Genomic DNA, 21,029 nt, shown 5'->3' on the forward strand with positions numbered 1-21,029 from the left:
ACCACCCGAGCTACAGCGCCATATCGCATGCGCTCGCGCGGGCTCACGCCGGAGCTCTTGACAGTGCCTCCGAGCGCGTCAACGCTGGCAGCCGGAGCCGCATCGGCCCGGGGAGGCGACGATGCCCGCAGCACGGGAATCCTTACTGGACGCGGCCTGCACGGCGCTCGCCCGGCGCCCCTGGCCGGGTGTGCGCATGGTCGATGTCGCGGCCGTCGCCGGGGTGTCCCGGCAGACCCTCTACAACGAGTTCGGCAGCAAGGAAGGCCTGGCCCGCGCCCTGCTGCGCCGCGAGACCGACGGCTATCTGCACGGAGTCGACCGCGCGCTCGCACAGGAGCGTGAGCCGGCCGAGCGGCTGGCCGCCGTGGCCGCCTGGACGGTGGGTGCCGCGCGCGCCAACACCCTGGTGCGGGCCGCGCTCACCGGCTGCTGGAGCGAGCGGCTGCCCGCGCCGAGCAGGGTCACCGGGTCCACGGCGTCGGTGCCCGCGCAGCGCCGCGCGGACGCCGGGGTGCCCTCGTCGGCGGAGCTGCTCGGGCTGGTGCGGGACCGGGCGGTGGCCGCGCTCGGCGGCCGGGGCAGGGCGCGGGACCCGGAGCTGGCCCTCGCCTGCGAGAGCGCCGTCCGCCTCGCCCTGTCGTACGTCGTCGCGCCCGCCCGGGACGAGGACGACCCCGCAGAGCTGGTCCGGGGGGCCATAGGGCGGTGGGTGGCGGGCAAGTAAGCGCGCGGTGGCGCTCGGCTCACGCGGGCGGTGGCGCTCAGCTCACGCGCGCGGTGGCGCTCAGTGCGCGGAACCCGACAGCTGGAGCCCCACCACACCGATGATCACGAACGAGATCGAGACGATCTTGAGCGTGGAGACCAGGTCACCGAGGAAGATCATGCCGTAGATCGCGGTGCCCGCAGCGCCGATGCCGGTCCAGACCGCGTACGCGGGCCCGACGTCCAGCTTCTTCAGCGCCAGCGTGAGAAGACCGAAGCTGCCGAGTGCGAAACAGGCGAACGCGATCGTCGGCCAGAGCCTGGTGAAGCCGTGCGAGAGCTTCAGACAGACCGCGAAGCCGGTCTCAAGAATCCCCGCCACGATGACCAGCAGCCACGCCATGTGTCCCTGCCTCCCGCGCTCGTCCACGTTCCGCGACCGCTTCGCCCGGCTCGGTCCGATCGACCCGGTGTGGTGCGACTATGCATTTACCTGCGCCACGGGGGGCGCAAACAACGGGGAGGTCACCGAAGCAACGGGAGTCAGTCCTCCTCGCGCCGCTCGCGCGTGGCCAGCAGCCGGCGCAGGGAGTACAGGCGCTGCGGGTCCGCGTGCCCGTCGGCGACCCATGCGTCCAGCGCGCAGTCCACCTCGTCGTGAGTGCAGCCGCGCGGACAGTCCACGGTCCCCGGCTCCAGGTCGGGGAAGGCGAGGATGACGCGCGACGGGTCGATGTGGTTGAGGCCGAAGGACCGCACGCCGGGGGTGTCGATCACCCAGCCGCCCACATCCGCCAGCGGCAGCGCGAGCGCGGAGGTCGTGGTGTGCCTGCCGCGTCCCGTGACCGCGTTGACGTGGCCCGTCGTGCGGCGCCGCTCCTTAGGCACCAGCGCGTTCACCAGCGTCGTCTTGCCCACCCCGGAGTGCCCGACGAAGGCCGTGACCTTGCCGTCGAGCAGCTCGTGCACCCGCGCCAGCTCCGCGCCGTCGGTGAACTCCTCGCGGCTGGTGACCACGTAGGGGATGTCGAGGGTGGCGTACGTCTCCAGGAGCTTGTCGGCCGACGCCAGGTCCGACTTGGTCAGCACGAGGATCGGTTCGAGCCCGCCGTCGTACGCCGCCACGACGCACCGGTCGATCAGCCGCGGGCGCGGCTCCGGGTCGGCGAGGGCGGTGACGATGGCGAGCTGGTCGGCGTTGGCGACGACCACCCGCTCGTAGGGGTCGTCGTCGTCGGCGGTGCGCCGCAGGACGGAGGTGCGCTCGCCGATCCGCACGATGCGGGCGAGGGTGTCCTTCTTGCCGGACAGGTCCCCGACCACCGCGACCCTGTCGCCCACCACGGCGGCCTTGCGGCCCAGCTCGCGGGCCTTCATGGCCATCACGATCCGGTCGTCGACCAGGACGGTCAGCCGGCCGCGGTCGACGGTGAGGACCATGCCCTCGGCGGCGTCCTCGTGCTTGGGCCTGATGTGGGTGCGGGGGCGGTTGCCCTTGCGGTTGGGGCGGACGCGGATGTCGTCCTCGTCGGGGTTCTTGCCGTAGCGGCGCATGTTCTCGTTCCGCCCGTCAGTTCCCGAGCATCCCGGCCCAGAGTGCGGGGAAGTCCGGGAGGGTCTTCGCCGTCGTCGCGACGTTCTCGATTCGTACGCCGTCCACCGCGAGGCCGATGATCGCACCCGCGGTCGCCATGCGGTGGTCGTCGTAGGTGTGGAAGACACCGCCGTGCAGCGGGCGCGGGCGGATGTGCAGGCCGTCGGCGGTCTCGGTGACGTCACCGCCGAGTTCGTTGATCTCCTTGGTGAGCGCGGCGAGGCGGTCCGTCTCGTGGAGGCGCAGGTGGGCGACGCCGCGCAGCGTCGAGGGGGAGTCGGCGAGCGCCGCGACGGCCGCGATGCCGGGGGTCAGCTCACCGACCTCGCTCAGGTCCACGTCGAGGCCGTGGAGGGACCCGGAGCCCGTGAAGACCAGGCCCTGCTCGGTCAGTTCGCAGGAGCCGCCCATCTCCGTGAAGATCTCGCGGAGCGCGTCGCCGGGCTGCGTGGTGTACGAGGGCCAGTCGGGGACGGTGACCGTGCCGCCGGTGACCAGGGCCGCGGCGAGGAACGGCTGGGCGTTGGAGAGGTCCGGCTCGATGGTCAGGTCCCGGCCGAGCAGCGCGCCGGGGGTGACCCGCCAGACGTTCGGCTCGCCACCCGCCTCCGGGGTGTCCACCTGGGCGCCCGCCGAGCGCAGCATGTCGACCGTCATCCGGATGTGCGGCATGGAGGGCAGCGGGCCGCCCACGTGCCGGACCTCCACGCCCTGGTTGAAGCGCGGGCCCGACAGCAGCAGGGCGCTCACGAACTGGGAGGAGGACGAGGCGTCGATCTCGACCGCGCCGCCGTCCAGGGCCCCGGCGCCGTGCACGGTCAGCGGCAGCGCGCCCGGGCTGCCGAGGGAGGTGTCGTCGATGCGGGCGCCGAGCACCCGCAGGGCGTCGATCACACCGGTCAGGGGACGCTCGTACGACCGGGGATCGCCGTCGAAGCGGATCGGGCCGTCGGCGAGGGCGGCGACCGGGGGCAGGAAGCGCATGACCGTGCCGGCGTTGCCGACGTCGACCGTGGCCGGGCCGTGCAGGCCCGAGGGGATCACGCGCCAGGCCTCGCCGGTGCCGTCGGGGCCGATGCCTTCTTCGATGCCGACGCCCATCGCGCGCAGGGCGCCCGCCATCAGTAGCGTGTCGCGGGAGCGCAGGGGGCGGCGCAGCCAGCCCGGCTCCGCGGCGAGGGAGGCGAGGACGAGCGCGCGGTTGGTGACCGACTTCGAACCGGGGACGTGGACCGTCGCGGTGACGGCTCCGCTTGCGTGCGGGGCGGGCCAGAGGGCGGTGTGCGCCGGGGTTTCGGTCATGCCCTCACTTTAGTGGCTGCCGCGGACCCCGCTCAGACGGCGAGGAGCCAGCGTGCCCCGCCCATCAGGGAGCAGAGCGAGACGGCGTGGAAGAGGAAGAGCCACAGCCCGGCGGGGACGTGGGTGAGCCGCGCGAGCTGGTCGGCGTCCGAGTCGCCCGCGCCCCCGTGCCGGCGCTTGGCCTGGAGCTCGAAGGCGGGGCGGACACCGCCGAGGAGCAGGAACCACACCACCGCGTACGCGAACGCCGCCTGCACGTCCGTCTCCGCCAGCCAGGACACCAGCAGGAAGGTGCCGCCGGTCAGGACGACCGTCAGGGCGCCGTACGCGTTGCGGATCATCACCAGCATCGCGACGAGCAGCGCGGTGGCGATCCACAGCAGGGCCGTGATGCGCCCCGAGGAGAGCAGGGCCGCGCCGCCGAGGCCGAGCAGCGGGGGCGCGGTGTAGCCGGCCGCCGCGGTCAGGATCATGCCGAGCCCGGTGGGCCTGCCGCGCGAGACGGTCAGGCCTGAGGTGTCGGAGTGCAGCCGTATGCCGTCCAGGCGGCGCCCGGTGAGCAGCGCGACCAGGCCGTGGCCGCCCTCGTGGGCGATGGTGATGGCGTTACGGGCGAGGCGCCATATGCCGTGCGGGACGACGACGGTGAGCGCGACGACGCCGGCCGCGATCACCAGCCACTGCTCGGGCGCGGACTGCGTGCCGAAGACGCGGCCCCAGAGGTCGGCCAGGCTGGCGTTGGCGGTGCTTTCCATGGGCGGAACCGGCTCCTCTGGGGGACGGGGTCGTGGCAGTCTGGCACGTATGTGCGGACGGTATGCATCGAGTCGTAGGCCCGAGGATCTCGCGGGGATCTTCGAGATCCAGAAGTGGGAGGAGCCGGAGGAGACCCTCGCCCCCGATTACAACGTGGCCCCCACCAAAGAGGTCTACGCGGTCCTCGACCGTCCACTGAAAGACGCCGAGGACCCGGCCCCGGTTCGCCAGCTGCGCACCCTGAAGTGGGGCCTCGTCCCGTCCTGGTCCAAGACGCCCGAGGGCGGCGCGCGGATGATCAACGCCCGTGCCGAGACCGTCCACGAGAAGCCCTCCTACCGCCGCGCCTTCGCCGCGCGCCGCTGCCTCCTGCCCGCCGACGGCTATTACGAGTGGGTGACCGCTCCCGAGGAACGGCGGCTGGAGGTCGAGGGCAAGAAGAAGCGGCCCCGCAAGCAGCCGTACTTCGTGACCCCGGCCGACGGTTCCGTCTTCGCCATGGCGGGGCTCTACGAGTTCTGGCGGGACAAGACCCTGCCCGACGAGCACCCCCTCGCCTGGTGGGTGACCTGCACGGTGATCACCACGGAGGCCGAGACCACCCCGCTCGCCGTCGCCCCCGCCGAGGGCCCGCGCGCGCTCGCCGACATCCACCCGCGGATGCCGCTGATGCTCACCCCCGACCGCTGGGACGCCTGGCTCGACCCGTCCCGCACGGACGTCGAGGACCTGCGCGCCCTCCTGGAGCCGCCCCCGGTCGGGCTGATGCGCGCGTACCCCGTGTCGACGGCGGTCAGCAACGTACGCAACAACGGCCCGGAGCTGCTCAAGGAGCTGGACGGCCCCGAAGAGGGCACACTCTTCTGACGTGACGCACGAAACACACACGCCTGTGAGCGAGACCGTCGAGACCGACGCCGGTACGGCGCGCATCACCTGGCACCAGGCGAAGAAGAAGGCCCGCCTCCTGCTGGCCGTCAGCCATGGGGCGGGCGGCGGCATCGAGGCCCGCGACCTCCAGGCCCTCGCCGCCACGCTGCCCGAGCACGGCGTGAGTGTCGCCCTCGTCGAGCAGCCCTGGCGCGTCGCGGGCAAGAAGCTGGCGCCCGCGCCGAAGACGCTGGACGTGGGGTGGCGCGGGATCTGGCCCGCCCTGGAGAAGAAGGGGCTCCCGGTGATCTCCGGAGGCCGTAGCGCGGGCGCGCGCGTGGCGTGCCGCACGGCCGGTGAACTGGGCGCCGCCGCCGTCCTCGCGCTTTCCTTCCCCCTGCACCCCCCGGGCAGGCCCGAGAAGTCCCGCGCCGGTGAACTGCTCGGCGCCGGGGTGCCGACCCTCGTCGTGCAGGGCGGCAACGACCCCTTCGGAAAGCCCGCCGAGTTCCCCGAGGGCTCGTACGAACTGCTCGAAGTGCCCTTCGGCGATCACGGGTTCAAGGTGCCGAAGAAGGCGGAGCTGACGCAGGACGAGGCCGTGGCGGTCATCACGGACGGCGTCACACGGTGGGCGGGAATGTTGAGCGGGTGACCCCTGTTGTCGCGAACAGACGGTGAACGCCGTCGCAGACGTGTTCGTACGAGAGGGAGTCCGCCGCATGGGTTCGACCATCTGCCCGAACCGCTCCAGCGCCTCTGACCTGGAGTGGACGGTCTTGAGCGCACCCAAAACCGCAACTATTCGGGCGGCGCGCGGAGCGGATCGTCGTCTATCCTCCGATTCGAGTGGGGCTGCTTTCGGCCCCGCCACGTCGTTGGAGGAGGTGGGTCCGGTCACTGGGACCGACGCAGGGACCGAGCACGGCCAGGCGGAGCAGCCCCGAGAGGGTGCGCAGGGTTCCGAGACGGCCGCGGAGCGCACGGCCCGCTTCGAGCGGGACGCGCTGACGTTCCTCGACCAGATGTACTCGGCGGCGCTGCGCATGACGCGCAACCCGGCGGACGCGGAGGACCTGGTCCAGGAGACCTACGCGAAGGCGTACGCGTCGTTCCACCAGTTCCGCGAGGGGACCAACCTCAAGGCGTGGCTGTACCGGATCCTCACGAACACGTTCATCAACTCGTACCGCAAGAAGCAGCGCGAGCCCCAGCGCAGTGCCGCCGAGGAGATCGAGGACTGGCAGCTGGCGCGCGCCGAGTCGCACATGTCCACCGGTCTGCGCTCCGCCGAGTCGCAGGCGCTGGACCACCTGCCCGACTCGGACGTGAAGCAGGCGCTCCAGGCGATCCCCGAGGAATTCCGCATCGCCGTCTACCTGGCCGATGTCGAGGGCTTTGCGTACAAGGAGATCGCGGACATTATGGGGACACCCATCGGTACGGTGATGTCCCGGCTGCACCGGGGCCGACGCCAACTGCGCGGCATGCTGGAGGACTACGCCCGCGAGCGCGGGCTCGTCCCGGCGGGTGCCGGAGAGTCGAACGGAACGAAAGGCTCGGGCTCATGAGCTGCGGAGAGCCGCACGAGACTGACTGCAGTGAAGTCCTGGACCACCTCTATGAGTTCCTGGACCACGAGATGCCGGACAGCGACTGCACCAAGTTCGAGACGCACTTCGAGGAGTGCTCGCCGTGCCTGGAGAAGTACGGCCTGGAGCAGGCCGTGAAGAAGCTGGTGAAGCGCTGCTGCGGTCACGACGACGTGCCCACCGACCTGCGGGCCAAGGTCATGGGACGCATCGACCTCATCCGCTCCGGCCAGTCGGTGCCCGACCAGGACGTCACGCACGACGCCGCACCGGGTGTGACGCCATCGGAGGCGTGAACCGTGTAGGTCCGTCAGACAGTTGAAAAGGGGAGCAGGTCGCGCATGATGGCGGCCTGCTCTTCTTTTTTGCCCCGTTCCTCCCCCCTGTCACTCGAATGTGCTAATTCGCGGCCGCAGGGCACTGGCCGTCGAGCCACCGCTCTAGTCTCCGGACCTGGGTCATGCGAGCTGGAACGGGGAGGAGAACTCCATGCGGTCGGTGCCGGCGCGGGCCCGCCTGTACATCCTCTGCGTCGCCCTGGCCGGCGCTGCCTGTGCCGCGCCCGCGCTGAGCGGACGCACCCCCTGGCCGGCCATCGCGCTCCTCGCGGTGCTCTACGCCGGGTCCGAGCGGATCGCCCTGCCCCGGGACCGCACGCGCGGCCTCGGCACCTTCTACCCCGTACTGCTCGCCGGGGTCTTCCTGCTGCCGCCCGCGGCCGCCGCCCTCGTCGCCGTGCCGGGCGCGCTGCTCGCCCGTGTCGACCGCCGCCCCCGCGGGATACGCCGCCTCTGGCGCGCCGCCCAGCTCGCCCTGGCCTCCTGGGCCGCGGCGCGGGTGTACGCGGCGCTCGGCGGGCCCGCTGCCGGTGCCGGGCCCGACTTCCCGCACGTGCTGTGGCCCGCGGGAGCCGCCGTGCCGGTCTTCTGCGCCGTGCTCGCCGTGCTGGACGGCGGGATCCTCGCGACCGCCGAGCGGGTGCCCGTGCGGACCGCGTGGCGGGGCCTCTTCGCCCGCTCGCTGGCACCCGTGGCGGTGCACGGCCTGGCCGGGCTGATGATGGCGATCCTGTGGACGAGCCCCTACGGCCCCCCGGCCGCGCTGCTCGTCCTGCTGCCGATGGGCGTCTCCTGCTGGGCCTTCGCGCAGTACCACCGCGAGCGCGCCGCCCACCAGGCCACCATCCGCGCGCTCGTCCAAGCCGTCGACCTCAAGGACAAGTACACCCGCGGCCACAGCGAGCGGGTCGGCCGCGCCTCGGTGATGATCGCGCGCGAGCTGGGCATGGCCGACGAGCGCGTCGAGGTCCTGCGGTTCGCGGGCATCCTGCACGACGTCGGCAAACTCGGCGTCCCCACCCGCCTGCTGCGCAAGGACGGGCCCCTGACCCCACAGGAGCGGCGCGTCATCGAGCTCCACCCCGAGTACGGACACGAGATGGTGCGCGGCATCGGGTTCCTCGGCGAGGCGCGGGCGGCGATCCTCCACCACCACGAGCGGATCGACGGCAGCGGATATCCCTACGGGCTCGCCGGACGGCAGATCCCGGAGTGCGCCCGGGTGGTGGCCGTGGCCGACGCCTTCGACGCGATGACGTCCACACGGTCCTACCGGCGGGCCCGGCCGGTCCCTGCCGCGCTGGAGGAGCTGGCCCGCTGCGCGGGGGCGCAGTTCGACCCGGCGATGGTCGCCGCGCTGACGCGTGCCCTGGACCGGGAGGGGTGGCACCCCGAGGTCACCTCGGACGTCCCGCTCCGGGGCTCGGAGCCCGGCCCCGACCAGGGCGGAAACGTACCTTCTGCGCGGGCCGCCGCCACGCCCGCCGCGCGCGGACCGGCCGCCCGGTGACCGCCCCCGGCGGCGGGCGCCCGCCGGCCCGCGCGGAACACCTGCCGACGACGGCGGCCTACGTGGTGGCCGGCCTGCTCGCCGTCGTCTCGCTCGGCTGGACCCTGTGGCACGGCGTCGCCGAACGGCCGGTCGCGCTCGCCTTTGGAGTACTGATCACCCTCGGTGAACTGACCCGGTGGGGGAGCGGGAAGCAGCGTGAGCCCGCGCCGCTCGGGGCCGCCGGAGCCCTGGCGTACGCGCTGCTCGGGCAGAACGCCGGGCAGGCGACACACCACGGGGTGCTCCAGGTGATCACCGTGGTCGTCGCGGCCTCCCTCGTGGCGGCCGTGCCGCACGTGGCGCTCGGGCGCGGGCGGCCACCCGACCACCTGGCGCGGCGCGTGCTGACCGTCGCCTTCGCCGCCGCCTGCTTCCAACCCCTGTACAACGCCGGCAAGTTGAAGGACTGGGTCGGCCACGGCCCCTGGTTCGCGCTCGTCATCGTCGCCCTGCTCGTCCTCACCGCGCTCTGCGACGCCGTCCTCGCCGCCGCGATGGCCAGCGCCCGCACCCGCTGGCCGTTCGGGCCGCTGCTCCGCGACGAGCTGCGGGCCATGCCCGGCATCGGCTCGGCCGTCTGCGCCACGGGGGCCGTGATGGCGCTCGCCGTGGCCGTGGCGGGGCTGTGGGCGCTGCCCGTCTTCAGCCTCCCGCTGCTGCTCGCCCAGCTCTCCTTCCGGCGCTACGCGGCGGTGCGGGCCACCTACCGGCAGACCATCGCGTCGCTGGCCAGGGCCACGGAGATCGCCGGATACACCCCGCAGGGGCACGCCCACCGCGTCGCCGGGCTCAGCCGGGCCGTCGGGCGGGACCTCGGACTCAGCGGGCCCGATCTCACCATCCTTGAGTACGCGGCCCTGATGCACGACATCGGCCAGCTCTCCCTCGTCGACCCCGTGCCCGAGGGCGCCACGGCCACCCTGCCCGAGGCACAGCAGCGCCGGATAGCCCTGCTCGGCGGCGCCGTCGTACGCCAGACCGGGGTGGACCCCGCGGTCGCCGTGGTCGTGGAGCGCCAGGCCGACCCGTACCGCGATCAGCCGCTCCCCGCGCGAATTGTGCGCACCGCGAACGCGTACGACGAGATGGCGCGGGGAGAAGGACCCTCAGGGGCGCTCGGTGGCCCGCTCAACGCCTTGGAGAGGCTGCGGCTGGCCACCGGCCACGACTACCAGCCGGAAGTCGTGGAGTCCCTCGCGAGGGTGGTGTCGAGGGGCGGCCTCAGCCGGTCCCCGGCTGGGTAACCCATGGGTAATGAGCGGCCGTCCGACCGTACGTGGTTGGATGCGAAGAAGAGGAAGAAGAGGGTGCGCGGGGGCATCGACCCGACGTCGCGCCCGCACAGGACGGGACTTCCGGCACATCGTGACAGGCGGGAATCAGGCGGGAATCGTGAGGATCTTCGGCAAGGGACGCCACCGGCCCTCCGCCTCCTGGCGGCAGGCGACCGACCGCGCCTTCACGCTGATCGGCGACGGGCGGTACGAGGACGCGGGGGCGCTGCTCACGCGCGCGGCGGACCTCGAACCGTGGCTGTCCGAGTCCTGGTTCAACCTCGCGCTGCTGCACAAGTTCCGGCACGACTGGGAGCAGGCGCGGGCCGCGGGGCTGCGTGCCGTCGCGCTCCTGGACCGCTCGGCGGGTGCCCCGGACTGGTGGAACGTCGGCATCGCGGCGACAGCGCTCCAGGACTGGCCGCTGGCCCGCCGTGCCTGGCAGGCGTACGGCCTGCGGGTGCCCGGCGGGGTGGCCGCGTCCGGCGAGCCCTCGGGCATGGAGCTGGGCAGCGCGGCCGTGCGGCTCTCCCCGGAGGGCGAGGCCGAGGTGGTGTGGGGCCGCAGGCTGGACCCGGCGCGCATGGAGGTGCTGTCCATCCCGCTGCCGTCCTCCGGGCGGCGCTGGGGCGAGGTCGTGCTGCACGACGGCGTCCCGCACGGCGAGCGGACAACGGCCGCCGGGCATTCGTACCCCGTGTTCGATGAGATCGAGCTCTGGGCGCCCTCGCCCGTGCCGACCTGGGTCGTCCTCCTGGAGGCGGCCACCGAGGACGACCGGGACGCCCTGGAGCAGCTCGCGGCCGACGCGGGCTTCGCCGCCGAGGACTGGTCGTCCTCCGTGCGGCTGCTGTGCCGCATGTGCTCCGAGTCGCGGATGCCGAGCGACGAGGGCGACGGCGAGCACCTGGACCCCCACGACCACAGCGAGCCGGGCCACCCGGGCCCGCTCGGCCACCGCAGCCCCGGCGCGATCTGGGTGCCGGAGCGCGAGTGCGGCATCGCGGCGCCCGCCGCCCTGGTGCGCGGGCTCCTCGACAGCTGGGTCGCGGACAGCCCGGACTCGCGGGACTGGCGCGACCTCGAAGAGGTCTGCTGACCGGAAGAAGCCCTTCCGTCGGCGACCCGAAGAGGTCCCTCGGCACTTCGCCGTAGGCTGTACCGGCACAAACTCTGAGGGTTTCACGGAAGGCTTACGGCGGACATGGCGCAGGACACTGAGCAGCAGGCCTCGGGCGGGGTGCTCCCCGTCGACGACGAGGGCTTCGTCATCGACACGGAGGACTGCGAGGAGCGCGAGACGGCCTACCGCGAGCGCGGCACGTCGCGGCCGATCACGGTCGTCGGCAACCCGGTCCTGCACAAGGAGTGCAAGGACGTCACGTCCTTCGACGACGACCTCGCCCAGCTGATCGACGACATGTTCGCGACCCAGCGCGTCGCGCAGGGCGTGGGCGTGGCCGCCAACCAGGTCGGCGTCGACCTGAAGGTCTTCGTCTACGACTGCATGGACGACGAGGGCGTGCGCCACGTCGGTGTGGTCTGCAACCCGGTCCTGACGGAGCTGCCCGCCGAGAAGCGCCGCCTCGACGACTCGGGCGAGGGCTGCCTCTCCGTGCCCACCGCCTACGCCCCGCTGGCCCGCCCGGACTACGCCGAGGTGACCGGGCAGGACGAGAAGGGCCACCCCATCAAGGTGCGCGGCACCGGCTACTTCGCCCGCTGCCTCCAGCACGAGACGGACCACCTGTACGGCTACCTCTACATCGACCGCCTCTCCAAGAGGGAGCGCAAGGACGCGCTGCGCCAGATGGCAGAGGGCACGCCGCGCTACCCCGTGGTGCCCAATGACTGACGTGTGCGGCGCCTGAGCGGCGCGGGAACCGCGTGACACGAGCGGCCCCTGGTCGGGAACCCCCTGACCAGGGGCCGTTGCCATGATCCGCTCACCTGTGCGAGCGGAACCGGCTGCCGAAGATCCATAATCAGTCACGTCCGGGGATGTTCTCGGCACCGGGGGGTAGTGAATGGCGCAAAACTGTTCCCTGAACGGTCAGTTGTGGTGCTGAATGGAAAGTGCGGGGAGTTACGCAACGGCGCGCGCCCGGCACGGCGGGAGGGGTGCGCGTCACCCAGGCGGCTGAAAGGGGTTTGTCCGTGCCTGCATATTCCGGAAGCACTTCTCAGACACAGCCACACACTCAGGCGGTATCCGTCCCACCGGCGCTCGCAGTTCCGGTGATCGAGGCCACGTTTCCTCGCCGTCTGCATCCGTATTGGCCAAAGCTTCAGGAGAAGTCCAGGACCTGGCTGCGCGAAATGCGGCTCATGCCGCCGGAGAAGGTCGAGCGCTACGCGGACAGCCTCTGCTACACCGACCTGGTGGCCGGCTACTACATTGGCGCGCCGGACGAGTTGCTCACCGCGATAGCCGACCTCAGCAGCTGGTTCTTCGCCTGGGACGACCGGCACGACCGGGACTCGGTGCACGGCCGCGCGACGCAGTGGCGGCGGCTGTGCCGGGGCCTGCACGGCGCGCTCGACGCCCCCCATGACTATCTGCGCCACGGGGACCCGCTGGTCGCGGGCTTCGCGGACTGCGTCCGGCGCCTGTACTCCTTCCTGGGCCCCAGATGGAACGCCCGGTTCGCCCGCCACTTCCACCCCGTGATCGAGGCGTACGACCAGGAGTTCAGGAACCGCCGCGGCGGCGTCGTGCCCACCGTCGAGACCTACGTCGAGCTGCGCCGCCTCACGTTCGCGCACTGGGCCTGGATCGACCTGCTCGAACCGACCGCGCGCCGCGAACTGCCGGACGCCGTACGGAAGCACCCCGCGTACCGGCGGGCGGCGCTGGCCACCCAGGATTTCTCGGCCTGGTACAACGACCTGTGCTCGCTTCCCAAAGAGCTGGCGGGAGATGAACTGCACAATCTGGGAATCAGCCTCATTCACCACGAGGGGCTGACGCTCGAAGAAGCGGTACGCGAAGTTCACCGGCGGGTCACGCAGTGTGTCACGGATTTTCTCGCGGCCGAGGAAGAAGTGCTGCTGTTCGCCCGTACATTGTCCGAGAGGACCGAACGCGGAAAAGAACTCGCGGAGACGGTGGAATCCTGCGTCTTCAACATGCGGAACTGGTTCTCTTCCGTGTACTGGTTCCATCACGAATCCGGCCGTTATCGGGTGGACAGCTGGGACGACCGGTCCATTCCCCCGTACGTCACGGAAGACGTCCTGGCGGAAAACGAACTGGTGGGTGAGGAATGAGCGTCGAATCCGCAATACCCGTACCGGCGGCCTCGGGGCCGGGTCCGCTGCGCACCCCGCCGCTCGTCACCGGCGGCGCGCCCCTGCTCGGCCACGCCTGGAACCTCGTGCGCGACCCGCTCGGCTTCCTCGCCGAGCTGCGTGACCACGGGGACCTCGTACGGATCAGGCTGGGGCCGAAGACGGCGTACGCGGTCTGCGATCCGGAGCTCGTCGGCGCCCTGCTGAAGCGCCCCGAGTACATCGTCGGGGGCCCGCTCTGGGACACCCTCGAAGTGCTCCTCGGCAAGGGCGTGGCGACCAGCAATGGCAAGCTGCACCGGCGGCAGCGGCGGATGATGCAGCCCGCGTTCCGGCCCGAGCGGATCGCCGCCTACGCCAAGGTGATGGAGGAGGAGGCACGCGCCACGGCGGCCCGCTGGCGGCCGGGCGAGACGGTCGACGTGGGCGCGGAGATGTTCCGCACGGCCGTGCGCATCGTCTCGCGCTCGCTCCTGGAGGTCGACTCGATCCCCGAGAAGGCGGACCGCATCGCCGACTCCCTGCACACCGTCTTCGAGGGCCTCTACCGCCGCATGGTGCTCTCGGTCGGGCCGCTCTACCGCGTGCCGACGCCCGCCAACCGGCGCTTCGAGAACGCCCTCGCCGACCTGCACGCGCTCGTCGACGAGATCATCGCGGAGCGCCGGGCGGCCGGACCGGGCGGCCCGGGGGACCTGCTCGCGGAATTGCTGCGCGCCAGGGACGAATCCGGGGCGCCCCTGGCCGACCAGGAGATCCACGACCACGTGGTTTCCCTCGTCGTGGCCGGCGCGGAGAATGTCGCGTCGACGCTGTCGTGGACGTTCCATCTGCTCACCGAACACCCCGATCAGGAAAGGAAGTTGGTTGAAGAGGTAAATTCCGTGGCCGGGGACCGCGCGATCACATTCGCTGATCTGGGCGACCTGCCGCACACCCGCAATGTCATCACCGAGGCCATGCGCATACGGCCCGCCGCCTGGATATTCACGCGCCGGTCGGTGGCCGAGACCGACCTTGGCGGCTATCGCATTCCGGCAGACGCGGACATCGTCTACAGCGTCTACGCGATGCAGCGCGACCCGCGTTCCTTCGAGCGGCACCTGGAGTTCGACCCGGACCGGTGGATACCCGAACGTGCCGCGGACATACCCGAGTTCGCGATGATGCCGTTCAGCGTCGGCAACCGTAAGTGCCCCGGCGACCACTTCAGCATGGCCGAACTGGCCCTGATCCTTGGCACGGTGGCGCCGAAGTGGCGCCTGGAGCGGGTCCCGGAGACCGACACCGGGACCCGCGTCGGCATCACCCTGCACCCGAAGCGGCTGGTGCTGCGGGTGATGCCGCGCTGAGCGATCAGGGACGTCGCTGAGCGATCAGGGACGCCCCGGATGTGCCCGCCCCGCCCCCGAGACGGGGCGGGCACACGCTCAGAACTCGTCGTCGAAGGACACCGAGCCCTCGACCGCGACCTGGTACGCCGACGGACGCCGCTCGAAGAAGTTGGTCAGCTCCTGCACGCCCTGGAGCTCCATGAAGGAGAACGGGTTCGAGGAGCCGTAGACGGGCGCGAAGCCGAGCCGCTGGAGGCGCTGGTCGGCGACGCACTCCAGGTACGCGCGCATCGAGTCGGTGTTCATGCCCGGCAGACCGTCACCGCACAGGTCGCGGGCGAACTGCAGCTCGGCCTCGACGGCCTCCTTCAGCATGTCCGTGACCTGCGTCCGGAGCGCGTCGTCGAAGAGCTCGGGCTCCTCCTTGCGGACCGTGTCCACCACGTCGAAGGCGAAGCTCATGTGCATCGTCTCGTCGCGGAACACCCAGTTGGTGCCGGTCGCCAGGCCGTGCAGCAGACCGCGGCTGCGGAACCAGTAGACGTACGCGAAGGCGCCGTAGAAGAAGAGCCCCTCGATGCACGCGGCGAAGCAGATCAGGTTGAGCAGGAAGCGGCGGCGGTCGGCCCGGGTCTCCAGGCGGTCCAGCTTCTCCACCGAGTCCATCCAGGTGAAGCAGAACTGCGCCTTCTCGCGGATGGAGGGGATCTCCTCGACCGCGTCGAAGGCGGCCGCCCGGTCCTCGGGGTCGGGCAGATACGTGTCGAGCAGCGTCAGGTAGAACTGGACGTGCACGGCCTCCTCGAAGAGCTGACGGCTCAAGTAGAGCCGTGCCTCGGGGGAGTTGATGTGCTTGTAGAGCGTCAGCACCAGGTTGTTGGAGACGATCGAGTCACCGGTCGCGAAGAACGCGACCAGGCGGCCGATCAGGTGCTGCTCCTCGGGCGTCATCTTCGCCAGGTCGGCGACGTCCGAGTGGAGGTCGACCTCCTCCACGGTCCAGGTGTTCTTGATCGCGTCCCGGTAGCGCTCGTAGAAGTCGGGGTAGCGCATGGGGCGCAGGGTCAGCTCGAAGCCCGGGTCGAGGAGGTTCTTCTCGGAGTTGGTCGTGGAGCTCATTACTGGCAGGCCTCGCAGGACTCGGGGTTTTCCAGGGAGCAGGCGACGGCGTCGGGGTCGGTCACCTGCTGGGGGACGGGGGCGGGGACGGGGGCGGCGGTGGCGTTCGAGCCGCCGGCCGCGCGGGCGATGCGGGTGGCGGGGCGTGAGCGCAGGTAGTACGTCGTCTTCAGGCCCTGCTGCCAGGCGTACGCGTACATCGAGGAGAGCTTGCCGATGGTCGGCGTCTCCAGGAACAGGTTCAGCGACTGCGCCTGGTCGAGGAACGGGGTGCGCGCGGCGGCCATGTCGATCAGGCCGCGCTGCGGGATCTCCCAGGCCGTGCGGTAGAGCGCGCGGACGTCCTCGGGGATCCAGCCGAAGCCCTGCACCGAGCCGCTGGCCTCGCGCAGCGCCTCGCGGGTCTGCGCGTCCCAGACGCCGAGCCGCTTCAGCTCCTCCACCAGGTAGGCGTTGACCTGGAGGAACTCGCCGGACAGTGTCTCGCGCTTGAAGAGGTTGGAGACCTGCGGCTCGATGCACTCGTACACACCCGCGATGGACGCGATGGTGGCGGTCGGCGCGATGGCGAGCAGGAGCGAATTGCGCATACCGGTCGTGGCGATCCGGGCGCGCAGGGCCGCCCACCGCTCCGGCCAGGTCAGCTCGACGTCGTAGTGGTCGGGGTGCAGGACACCGCGTGCGGTACGGGTCTTCTCCCAGGCGGGCAGCGGGCCCTCGCGCTCGGCGAGGTCGGCCGACGCCTCGTACGCGGCGAGCATGATCCGCTCGGCGATCCGAGTGGAGAGGGCGCGCGCCTCGGGGGAGTCGAACGGCAGCTTCAGCTGGAAGAAGACGTCCTGGAGGCCCATCGCGCCGAGGCCCACCGGGCGCCACTTGGCGTTGGAGCGGCCGGCCTGCTCGGTCGGGTAGAAGTTGATGTCCACGACGCGGTCGAGGAAGGTCACGGCGGTGCGCACGGTCTCGTCGAGCCGGTCCCAGGCGAGGTCGCCGGTCGCCGTGTCCACGAACGCGCCGAGGTTCACCGAGCCGAGGTTGCAGACCGCCGTCTCGCCGTCGTCCGTGACCTCCAGGATCTCCGTGCAGAGGTTGGAGGAGTGCACGGTGTGGCCGGGCTCCGCCGTCTGGTTGGCGGTGCGGTTGGCGGCGTCCTTGAACGTCATCCAGCCGTTGCCGGTCTGGGCGAGGGTGCGCATCATGCGGCCGTACAGGTCCCGGGCCGGGATGGTCTTCTTCGCGAGCCCGGCGGCCTCGGCCGCGCGGTAGGCGGCGTCGAACCCCTCGCCCCACAGGTCGACAAGGGCGGGCACGTCGGCCGGGGAGAACAGCGACCATTCCTGGTCGGCGGCGACGCGGCGCATGAACTCGTCCGGGATCCAGTGCGCGAGGTTGAGGTTGTGCGTGCGGCGCGCGTCCTCACCGGTGTTGTCGCGCAGCTCCAGGAACTCCTCGATGTCGGAGTGCCAGGTCTCCAGGTAGACCGCGGCGGCGCCCTTGCGACGGCCGCCCTGGTTCACGGCGGCGACCGAGGCGTCCAGGGTCTTCAGGAACGGCACGATGCCGTTGGAGTGCCCGTTCGTGCCACGGATCAGCGATCCCCGCGAACGGATGCGGGAGTACGAGAGTCCGATGCCGCCCGCGTGCTTGGAGAGCCGCGCGACCTGGTGGTAGCGGTCGTAGACCGAGTCCAGCTCGTCCAGTGGGGAGTCGAGGAGGTAGCAGGAGGACATCTGCGGGTGGCGGGTGCCGGAGTTGAAGAGCGTCGGCGAGGACGGCAGGTAGTCCAGGCGGCTCATCAGGCCGTACAGCGCGGCGACCTCGTCCACGGCGGTGGCGCCGTCGTCCTTGGCCAGGCCGCTCGCGACGCGCAGCATGAAGTGCTGCGGGGTCTCGATGACCTGCCGGGTGATCGGGTGGCGCAGCAGATAGCGGCTGTGCAGGGTGCGCAGGCCGAAGTACTCGAAGCGGAAGTCGGCGCCGTCGGCGAGCGCGGCGTCCACCAGCGCGTCGAGCCGGGCCGCGTGCGCCGTCACGAACTGCGCCGTGCGGTCGGCGATCAGGCCCTCGCGGTGGCCGACCGCCACGGAGTCGGTGAAGGAGCGCACGCCCTGCGTCGCCGCCTCCTCGCGGATGCCGATCGACAGCAGCCGGGCGGCGAGCTTCGAGTACGCCGGGTCCTCGGAGATGAGCCCCGCGGCCGCCTCGGTCGCGAGCTCCCGCAGCTCCGACGCGTCGGCCTTGACCGAGCGGCCGCGCAGCGCGGCGGCGGCGACCCGGCCGGGGTCGGCGTCGGGGAGGTCGGCGGTGAGGTCGGTCAGGGTGCGCAGCAGCGCGGTCCCTGGCCCGTCGGTTCCTTCGGCACCCTGGCCCTGGAGGGTCGGCGTCGAAGGCGCGGCAGGTGCGGCGGGCACGGCGGGCCCGGAAGGCACTGACTGCGCTTCCTGCGCTGACGCGGGTTCGGCAGGCGCGATGGTCACGTGGGGCACTCCCTCGCTCGGCTCTGGGCCAGGAGGAGGGGGGAGGGCACACACGGGCGCACCCGGGCAGGGTGGCGTACCGCGTCCACCGGCCCACTCCGCGAGGCCCGGACGGTCGGCACCCGGACCGGACGGCACGGGTGCACTGTCGGCAGGTCTTCGGACTCCGTGTACGCCAAAGACGTACACATGCACCGTTGCGGGACAGTTCCGGACTTGCACCGGATTCCCCTGCGGCGACAGCGAGCACGAGCATACATCTTGTGCCGGGTTCCTGAGGCGGCCCCACATCTTGTGTCGGCTGGTAAGGGAAGCTCAGAAGAGCCTAGAGAGCCAACGCGTACGTCAGCAGCGGCACCGTGTCGATCGGCCGCCAGTCGCGCTCGGGCGTGCGTACGAAGCCGAGGCGCTCGTACAGCCGGTGGGCGGCGTGCATCGACGTCTGCGTGGACAGGACGAGCCCGGTGCGGCCCGCCTCCCTGGCGCGCCGCACACACTCCCGTACGAGCGTCTCGCCGGCGCCCCGGCCGCGCGCCGCGGTGGAGACGGCCAGCATGCGGATCTCGGCCTCGCCGTCGCGCGCGATGTCGGCCATGGGGCCGCCGGAGGCGACGTAGGTGACGCAGCCGAGTGCTTTCCCGCCCGCCTCCGCCACCAGGACCTCGGCCGCGGCCGCGCGCGCCGCCACGTCGCGCAGCACCGCCAGATAGGGGTCCTGCGCCCCGAAGTCCAGATGTCCGCCGTCGAGATAGGCCTGGGCGGTGAGGGCGCCCAGCGCCTCGTACTCCTCGGGGCGGGCCCGCCTGATCGTGAGGGTCGTCGTGTCCATGAGCCGAAGTGTGCAACACGGGTACGACGAAGGGCCGCCGGTTTTCCGGCGGCCCTTCGTCGCGGCGGGGAAGGGCTCAGTGCCCGGCGCCCGCGGTCGCCTTGGGCAGTTCCTGGATGACGCCCGGGTCGCCCGCGTCCGCGGTGTAGTCCCCGGGCGAGGTCTCGTCGATGCCGTCCGGGGCCTTCAGCGCCTTCAGGACGAAGGTGAGGACCACGGTCACGATGACGTTCAGGACGAACGCGGTGAGACCGATGTAGCCGATCTCGCCGATCCCCGGGATCGTGTCGGAGGAGCCGCCGAAGTGCTTCTGCGTCGGCGACGCGACGCCGTACGCGGCCAGCGTGCCGTAGACCATGCCGACCGCCCAGCCGGCCAGCAGCGCCCAGCGGTGGAACCACCGCGTGAACAGGCCGCCGACCAGCGCCGGCATCGTCTGGAGGATCCAGATGCCGCCGAGCAGCTGGAAGTTGATCGCGACGGTCTTGTCCATGGTGAGGACGAAGGCGAGCGCGCCGACCTTCACCATCAGCGACACCAGCTTGGAGACCTTGGTCTCCTGCGCGGGCGTCGCGTCGGGCTTGATGAAGTCCTTGTAGATGTTGCGGGTGAAGAGATTCGCGGCCGCGATCGACATGATGGCCGCCGGGACCAGCGCGCCGATGCCGATGGCCGCGAAGGCCACGCCCGTGAACCAGTCGGGGAACATGTTCTCGAACAGCTGCGGGATCGCCAACTGGCCGTTGTCCACCTTGATCCCGGCCGCGATCGCCATGAAGCCGAGCAGCGCCAGCAGGCCGAGCATCAGCGAGTACAGGGGCAGGATCGTGGTGTTGCGGCGGATCACGTTGCGGCTCTTGGAGGAGAGCGTCGCCGTGATCGAGTGCGGGTACATGAACAGCGCGAGGGCCGAACCGAGCGCGAGCGTCGCGTACGTCCACTGGCCGGCCTCGGCGGGCGCGAGCGCGCCGCGCGGCTTGTCGGTCGCCGGGTTGGTCTGCGCGAAGGCGTCCCCGGCCTTGGCGAAGATGTCGTCGAAGCCGCCGAGCTTGATCGGGATGTAGATGATCGCGACGACGATGACGAGGTAGATCAACCCGTCCTTCACGAACGCGATCAGCGCGGGCGCGCGCAGCCCCGACGAGTAGGTGTACGCGGCGAGCACCGCGAACGCGATCAGGAGCGGCAGGTCCTTGATGAACCAGTTGGTGTCCGGGCCGCCGCCGACGCCCATGACGTCAAGGACGGCCTGGATGCCGACGAGTTGGAGCGCGATGTAGGGCATCGTGGCGAGGATGCCGGTGACCGCGACCGCCAGCGACAGCCCCTTCGAGCCGAAGCGCCCGCGCACGAAGTCCGAGGTCGTCACATAGCCGTGCTTGTGCGAGACCGACCACAGGCGCGGCAGGAAGGTGAAGATCAGCGGGTAGACGAGGATGGTGTACGGCACCGCGAAGAACCCGGCCGCGCCCGCCGCGTAGATCGCCGCCGGGACGGCCACGAAGGTGTACGCGGTGTAGAGGTCGCCGCCGAGCAGGAACCACGTGACCCAGGTGCCGAACGACCGGCCGCCGAGGCCCCATTCGTCCAGGCTCTGGTCGTTCTCGGCCTTGCGCCAGCGGGCGGCCAGGAAGCCCATGACCGTGACCGCTATGAAGAAGAAGATGAAGACGGCGAGCGCGACGCCGTTGACTCCGCCGTTCATGACCGCGCACCTTCCTTACGGGCGCGCTGGTCACGCTGCCACAGCTTGTACGCGATCATCGTGAGCAGCGTGGAGATGACCACCCACAGCATCTGGTACCAGTAGAAGAACGGGATGCCTATGAGGGTCGGTTCGAGCTTCGCGTACGAACTCACCCAGAGCATCGCCACGAAGGGTGCGACAAGGCAGGCTGCGATGACCACGCGGACCGGCGTGACCACCGGTCTGTTCACTTCAGGCGCATCTGACATGTCGCGGCTCCGTTCCCTCACTTATCCCATGCTTAAC

20 protein-coding genes and 1 riboswitch are annotated in these 21,029 nt (G+C 71.2%); of the genes, 11 read left to right on the top strand and 9 right to left on the bottom strand.

Going from position 1 to position 21,029, the window contains the following annotated elements; all coding sequences use genetic code 11:
- Positions 1-121 precede the first annotated feature (121 nt).
- Positions 122-727: a TetR/AcrR family transcriptional regulator gene (locus ACOBQB_RS35030; RefSeq protein ID WP_423597634.1), complete on the top strand. Its 606-nt coding sequence runs from the start codon at positions 122-124 to the stop codon at positions 725-727.
- A 60-nt stretch (positions 728-787) separates the two neighbouring features.
- Here the strand turns inward: ACOBQB_RS35030 and ACOBQB_RS35035 are convergent, their stop codons facing one another.
- The 4 genes from ACOBQB_RS35035 to ACOBQB_RS35050 form a co-directional block, all read right to left on the bottom strand.
- Positions 788-1,111, bottom strand: coding sequence for a DMT family transporter (locus ACOBQB_RS35035; protein WP_127911081.1), 324 nt, complete (start codon positions 1,109-1,111; stop codon positions 788-790).
- Positions 1,112-1,251: 140 nt separating this feature from the next.
- A complete protein-coding gene (gene rsgA / locus ACOBQB_RS35040; RefSeq protein WP_423597636.1) occupies positions 1,252-2,262 on the bottom strand; it encodes a ribosome small subunit-dependent GTPase A in 1,011 nt (336 codons plus the stop codon).
- Between the two features lie 16 nt (positions 2,263-2,278).
- Positions 2,279-3,604: a 3-phosphoshikimate 1-carboxyvinyltransferase gene (gene aroA, locus ACOBQB_RS35045; protein WP_423597638.1), complete on the bottom strand. Its 1,326-nt coding sequence runs from the start codon at positions 3,602-3,604 to the stop codon at positions 2,279-2,281.
- A gap of 32 nt (positions 3,605-3,636) precedes the next feature.
- Positions 3,637-4,359: a M50 family metallopeptidase gene (locus ACOBQB_RS35050; RefSeq protein WP_423597640.1), complete on the bottom strand. Its 723-nt coding sequence runs from the start codon at positions 4,357-4,359 to the stop codon at positions 3,637-3,639.
- A gap of 49 nt (positions 4,360-4,408) precedes the next feature.
- Between ACOBQB_RS35050 and ACOBQB_RS35055 the strand changes: the two genes are divergently transcribed.
- The 10 genes from ACOBQB_RS35055 to ACOBQB_RS35100 all read left to right on the top strand — a co-directional run bounded on the left by ACOBQB_RS35055 (position 4,409) and on the right by ACOBQB_RS35100 (position 14,629).
- Positions 4,409-5,227 carry an SOS response-associated peptidase gene (locus tag ACOBQB_RS35055; RefSeq protein ID WP_423597642.1) on the top strand — a complete coding sequence of 273 codons (819 nt, stop codon included), beginning with the start codon at positions 4,409-4,411 and terminating at the stop codon, positions 5,225-5,227.
- Positions 5,228-5,252: 25 nt separating this feature from the next.
- Positions 5,253-5,885, top strand: coding sequence for an alpha/beta family hydrolase (locus ACOBQB_RS35060; RefSeq protein WP_423598965.1), 633 nt, complete (start codon positions 5,253-5,255; stop codon positions 5,883-5,885).
- Between the two features lie 232 nt (positions 5,886-6,117).
- Entirely contained in the window at positions 6,118-6,801 is a 684-nt protein-coding gene (gene sigR / locus ACOBQB_RS35065; RefSeq protein WP_423597644.1) for an RNA polymerase sigma factor SigR, read from the top strand.
- Entirely contained in the window at positions 6,798-7,118 is a 321-nt protein-coding gene (rsrA, locus tag ACOBQB_RS35070; RefSeq protein ID WP_423597646.1) for a mycothiol system anti-sigma-R factor, read from the top strand. The genes sigR and rsrA overlap by 4 nt, the downstream gene beginning before the upstream one ends.
- Before the next feature lie 193 nt (positions 7,119-7,311).
- A complete protein-coding gene (locus ACOBQB_RS35075; protein ID WP_423597648.1) occupies positions 7,312-8,670 on the top strand; it encodes an HD-GYP domain-containing protein in 1,359 nt (452 codons plus the stop codon).
- Positions 8,667-9,956 carry an HD-GYP domain-containing protein gene (locus ACOBQB_RS35080; protein WP_423597650.1) on the top strand — a complete coding sequence of 430 codons (1,290 nt, stop codon included), beginning with the start codon at positions 8,667-8,669 and terminating at the stop codon, positions 9,954-9,956. The genes ACOBQB_RS35075 and ACOBQB_RS35080 overlap by 4 nt, the downstream gene beginning before the upstream one ends.
- A 148-nt stretch (positions 9,957-10,104) precedes the next feature.
- Complete coding sequence (locus ACOBQB_RS35085; protein ID WP_423597652.1) at positions 10,105-11,085, top strand: tetratricopeptide repeat protein; 981 nt, start codon at positions 10,105-10,107, stop codon at positions 11,083-11,085.
- A gap of 105 nt (positions 11,086-11,190) precedes the next feature.
- Positions 11,191-11,841 carry a peptide deformylase gene (gene def / locus ACOBQB_RS35090; protein ID WP_423597654.1) on the top strand — a complete coding sequence of 217 codons (651 nt, stop codon included), beginning with the start codon at positions 11,191-11,193 and terminating at the stop codon, positions 11,839-11,841.
- Positions 11,842-12,143: 302 nt separating this feature from the next.
- Positions 12,144-13,256, top strand: coding sequence for an epi-isozizaene synthase (gene cyc1 / locus ACOBQB_RS35095; protein WP_423598967.1), 1,113 nt, complete (start codon positions 12,144-12,146; stop codon positions 13,254-13,256).
- Positions 13,253-14,629: a cytochrome P450 gene (locus tag ACOBQB_RS35100; RefSeq protein WP_423597656.1), complete on the top strand. Its 1,377-nt coding sequence runs from the start codon at positions 13,253-13,255 to the stop codon at positions 14,627-14,629. The genes cyc1 and ACOBQB_RS35100 overlap by 4 nt, the downstream gene beginning before the upstream one ends.
- Positions 14,630-14,707: 78 nt before the next feature.
- Here the strand turns inward: ACOBQB_RS35100 and ACOBQB_RS35105 are convergent, their stop codons facing one another.
- From ACOBQB_RS35105 to ACOBQB_RS35125, 5 genes are all read right to left on the bottom strand, one after another.
- Positions 14,708-15,730 (bottom strand): ribonucleotide-diphosphate reductase subunit beta, encoded by a 1,023-nt coding sequence (locus ACOBQB_RS35105; RefSeq protein WP_423597658.1) that lies wholly within the window; start codon positions 15,728-15,730, stop codon positions 14,708-14,710.
- Complete coding sequence (locus ACOBQB_RS35110) at positions 15,730-18,207, bottom strand: ribonucleoside-diphosphate reductase subunit alpha (protein WP_423597660.1); 2,478 nt, start codon at positions 18,205-18,207, stop codon at positions 15,730-15,732. Before ACOBQB_RS35110 ends, ACOBQB_RS35105 begins: the two co-directional genes overlap by 1 nt.
- A 133-nt stretch (positions 18,208-18,340) precedes the next feature.
- Positions 18,341-18,463, bottom strand: a riboswitch (cobalamin riboswitch).
- Positions 18,464-18,532: 69 nt separating this feature from the next.
- Positions 18,533-19,036 carry a GNAT family N-acetyltransferase gene (locus tag ACOBQB_RS35115; RefSeq protein ID WP_423597662.1) on the bottom strand — a complete coding sequence of 168 codons (504 nt, stop codon included), beginning with the start codon at positions 19,034-19,036 and terminating at the stop codon, positions 18,533-18,535.
- Positions 19,037-19,112: 76 nt separating this feature from the next.
- Positions 19,113-20,741, bottom strand: coding sequence for a monocarboxylate uptake permease MctP (gene mctP / locus ACOBQB_RS35120; RefSeq protein WP_423597664.1), 1,629 nt, complete (start codon positions 20,739-20,741; stop codon positions 19,113-19,115).
- Entirely contained in the window at positions 20,738-20,992 is a 255-nt protein-coding gene (locus ACOBQB_RS35125; RefSeq protein WP_423597666.1) for a DUF3311 domain-containing protein, read from the bottom strand. The genes mctP and ACOBQB_RS35125 overlap by 4 nt, the downstream gene beginning before the upstream one ends.
- Positions 20,993-21,029: the final 37 nt, after the last annotated feature.

The sequence above is a fragment of the Streptomyces sp. G5(2025) genome, from assembly GCF_049542075.1.
In the GTDB taxonomy this organism is placed as follows: Bacteria; Actinomycetota; Actinomycetes; order Streptomycetales; family Streptomycetaceae; genus Streptomyces.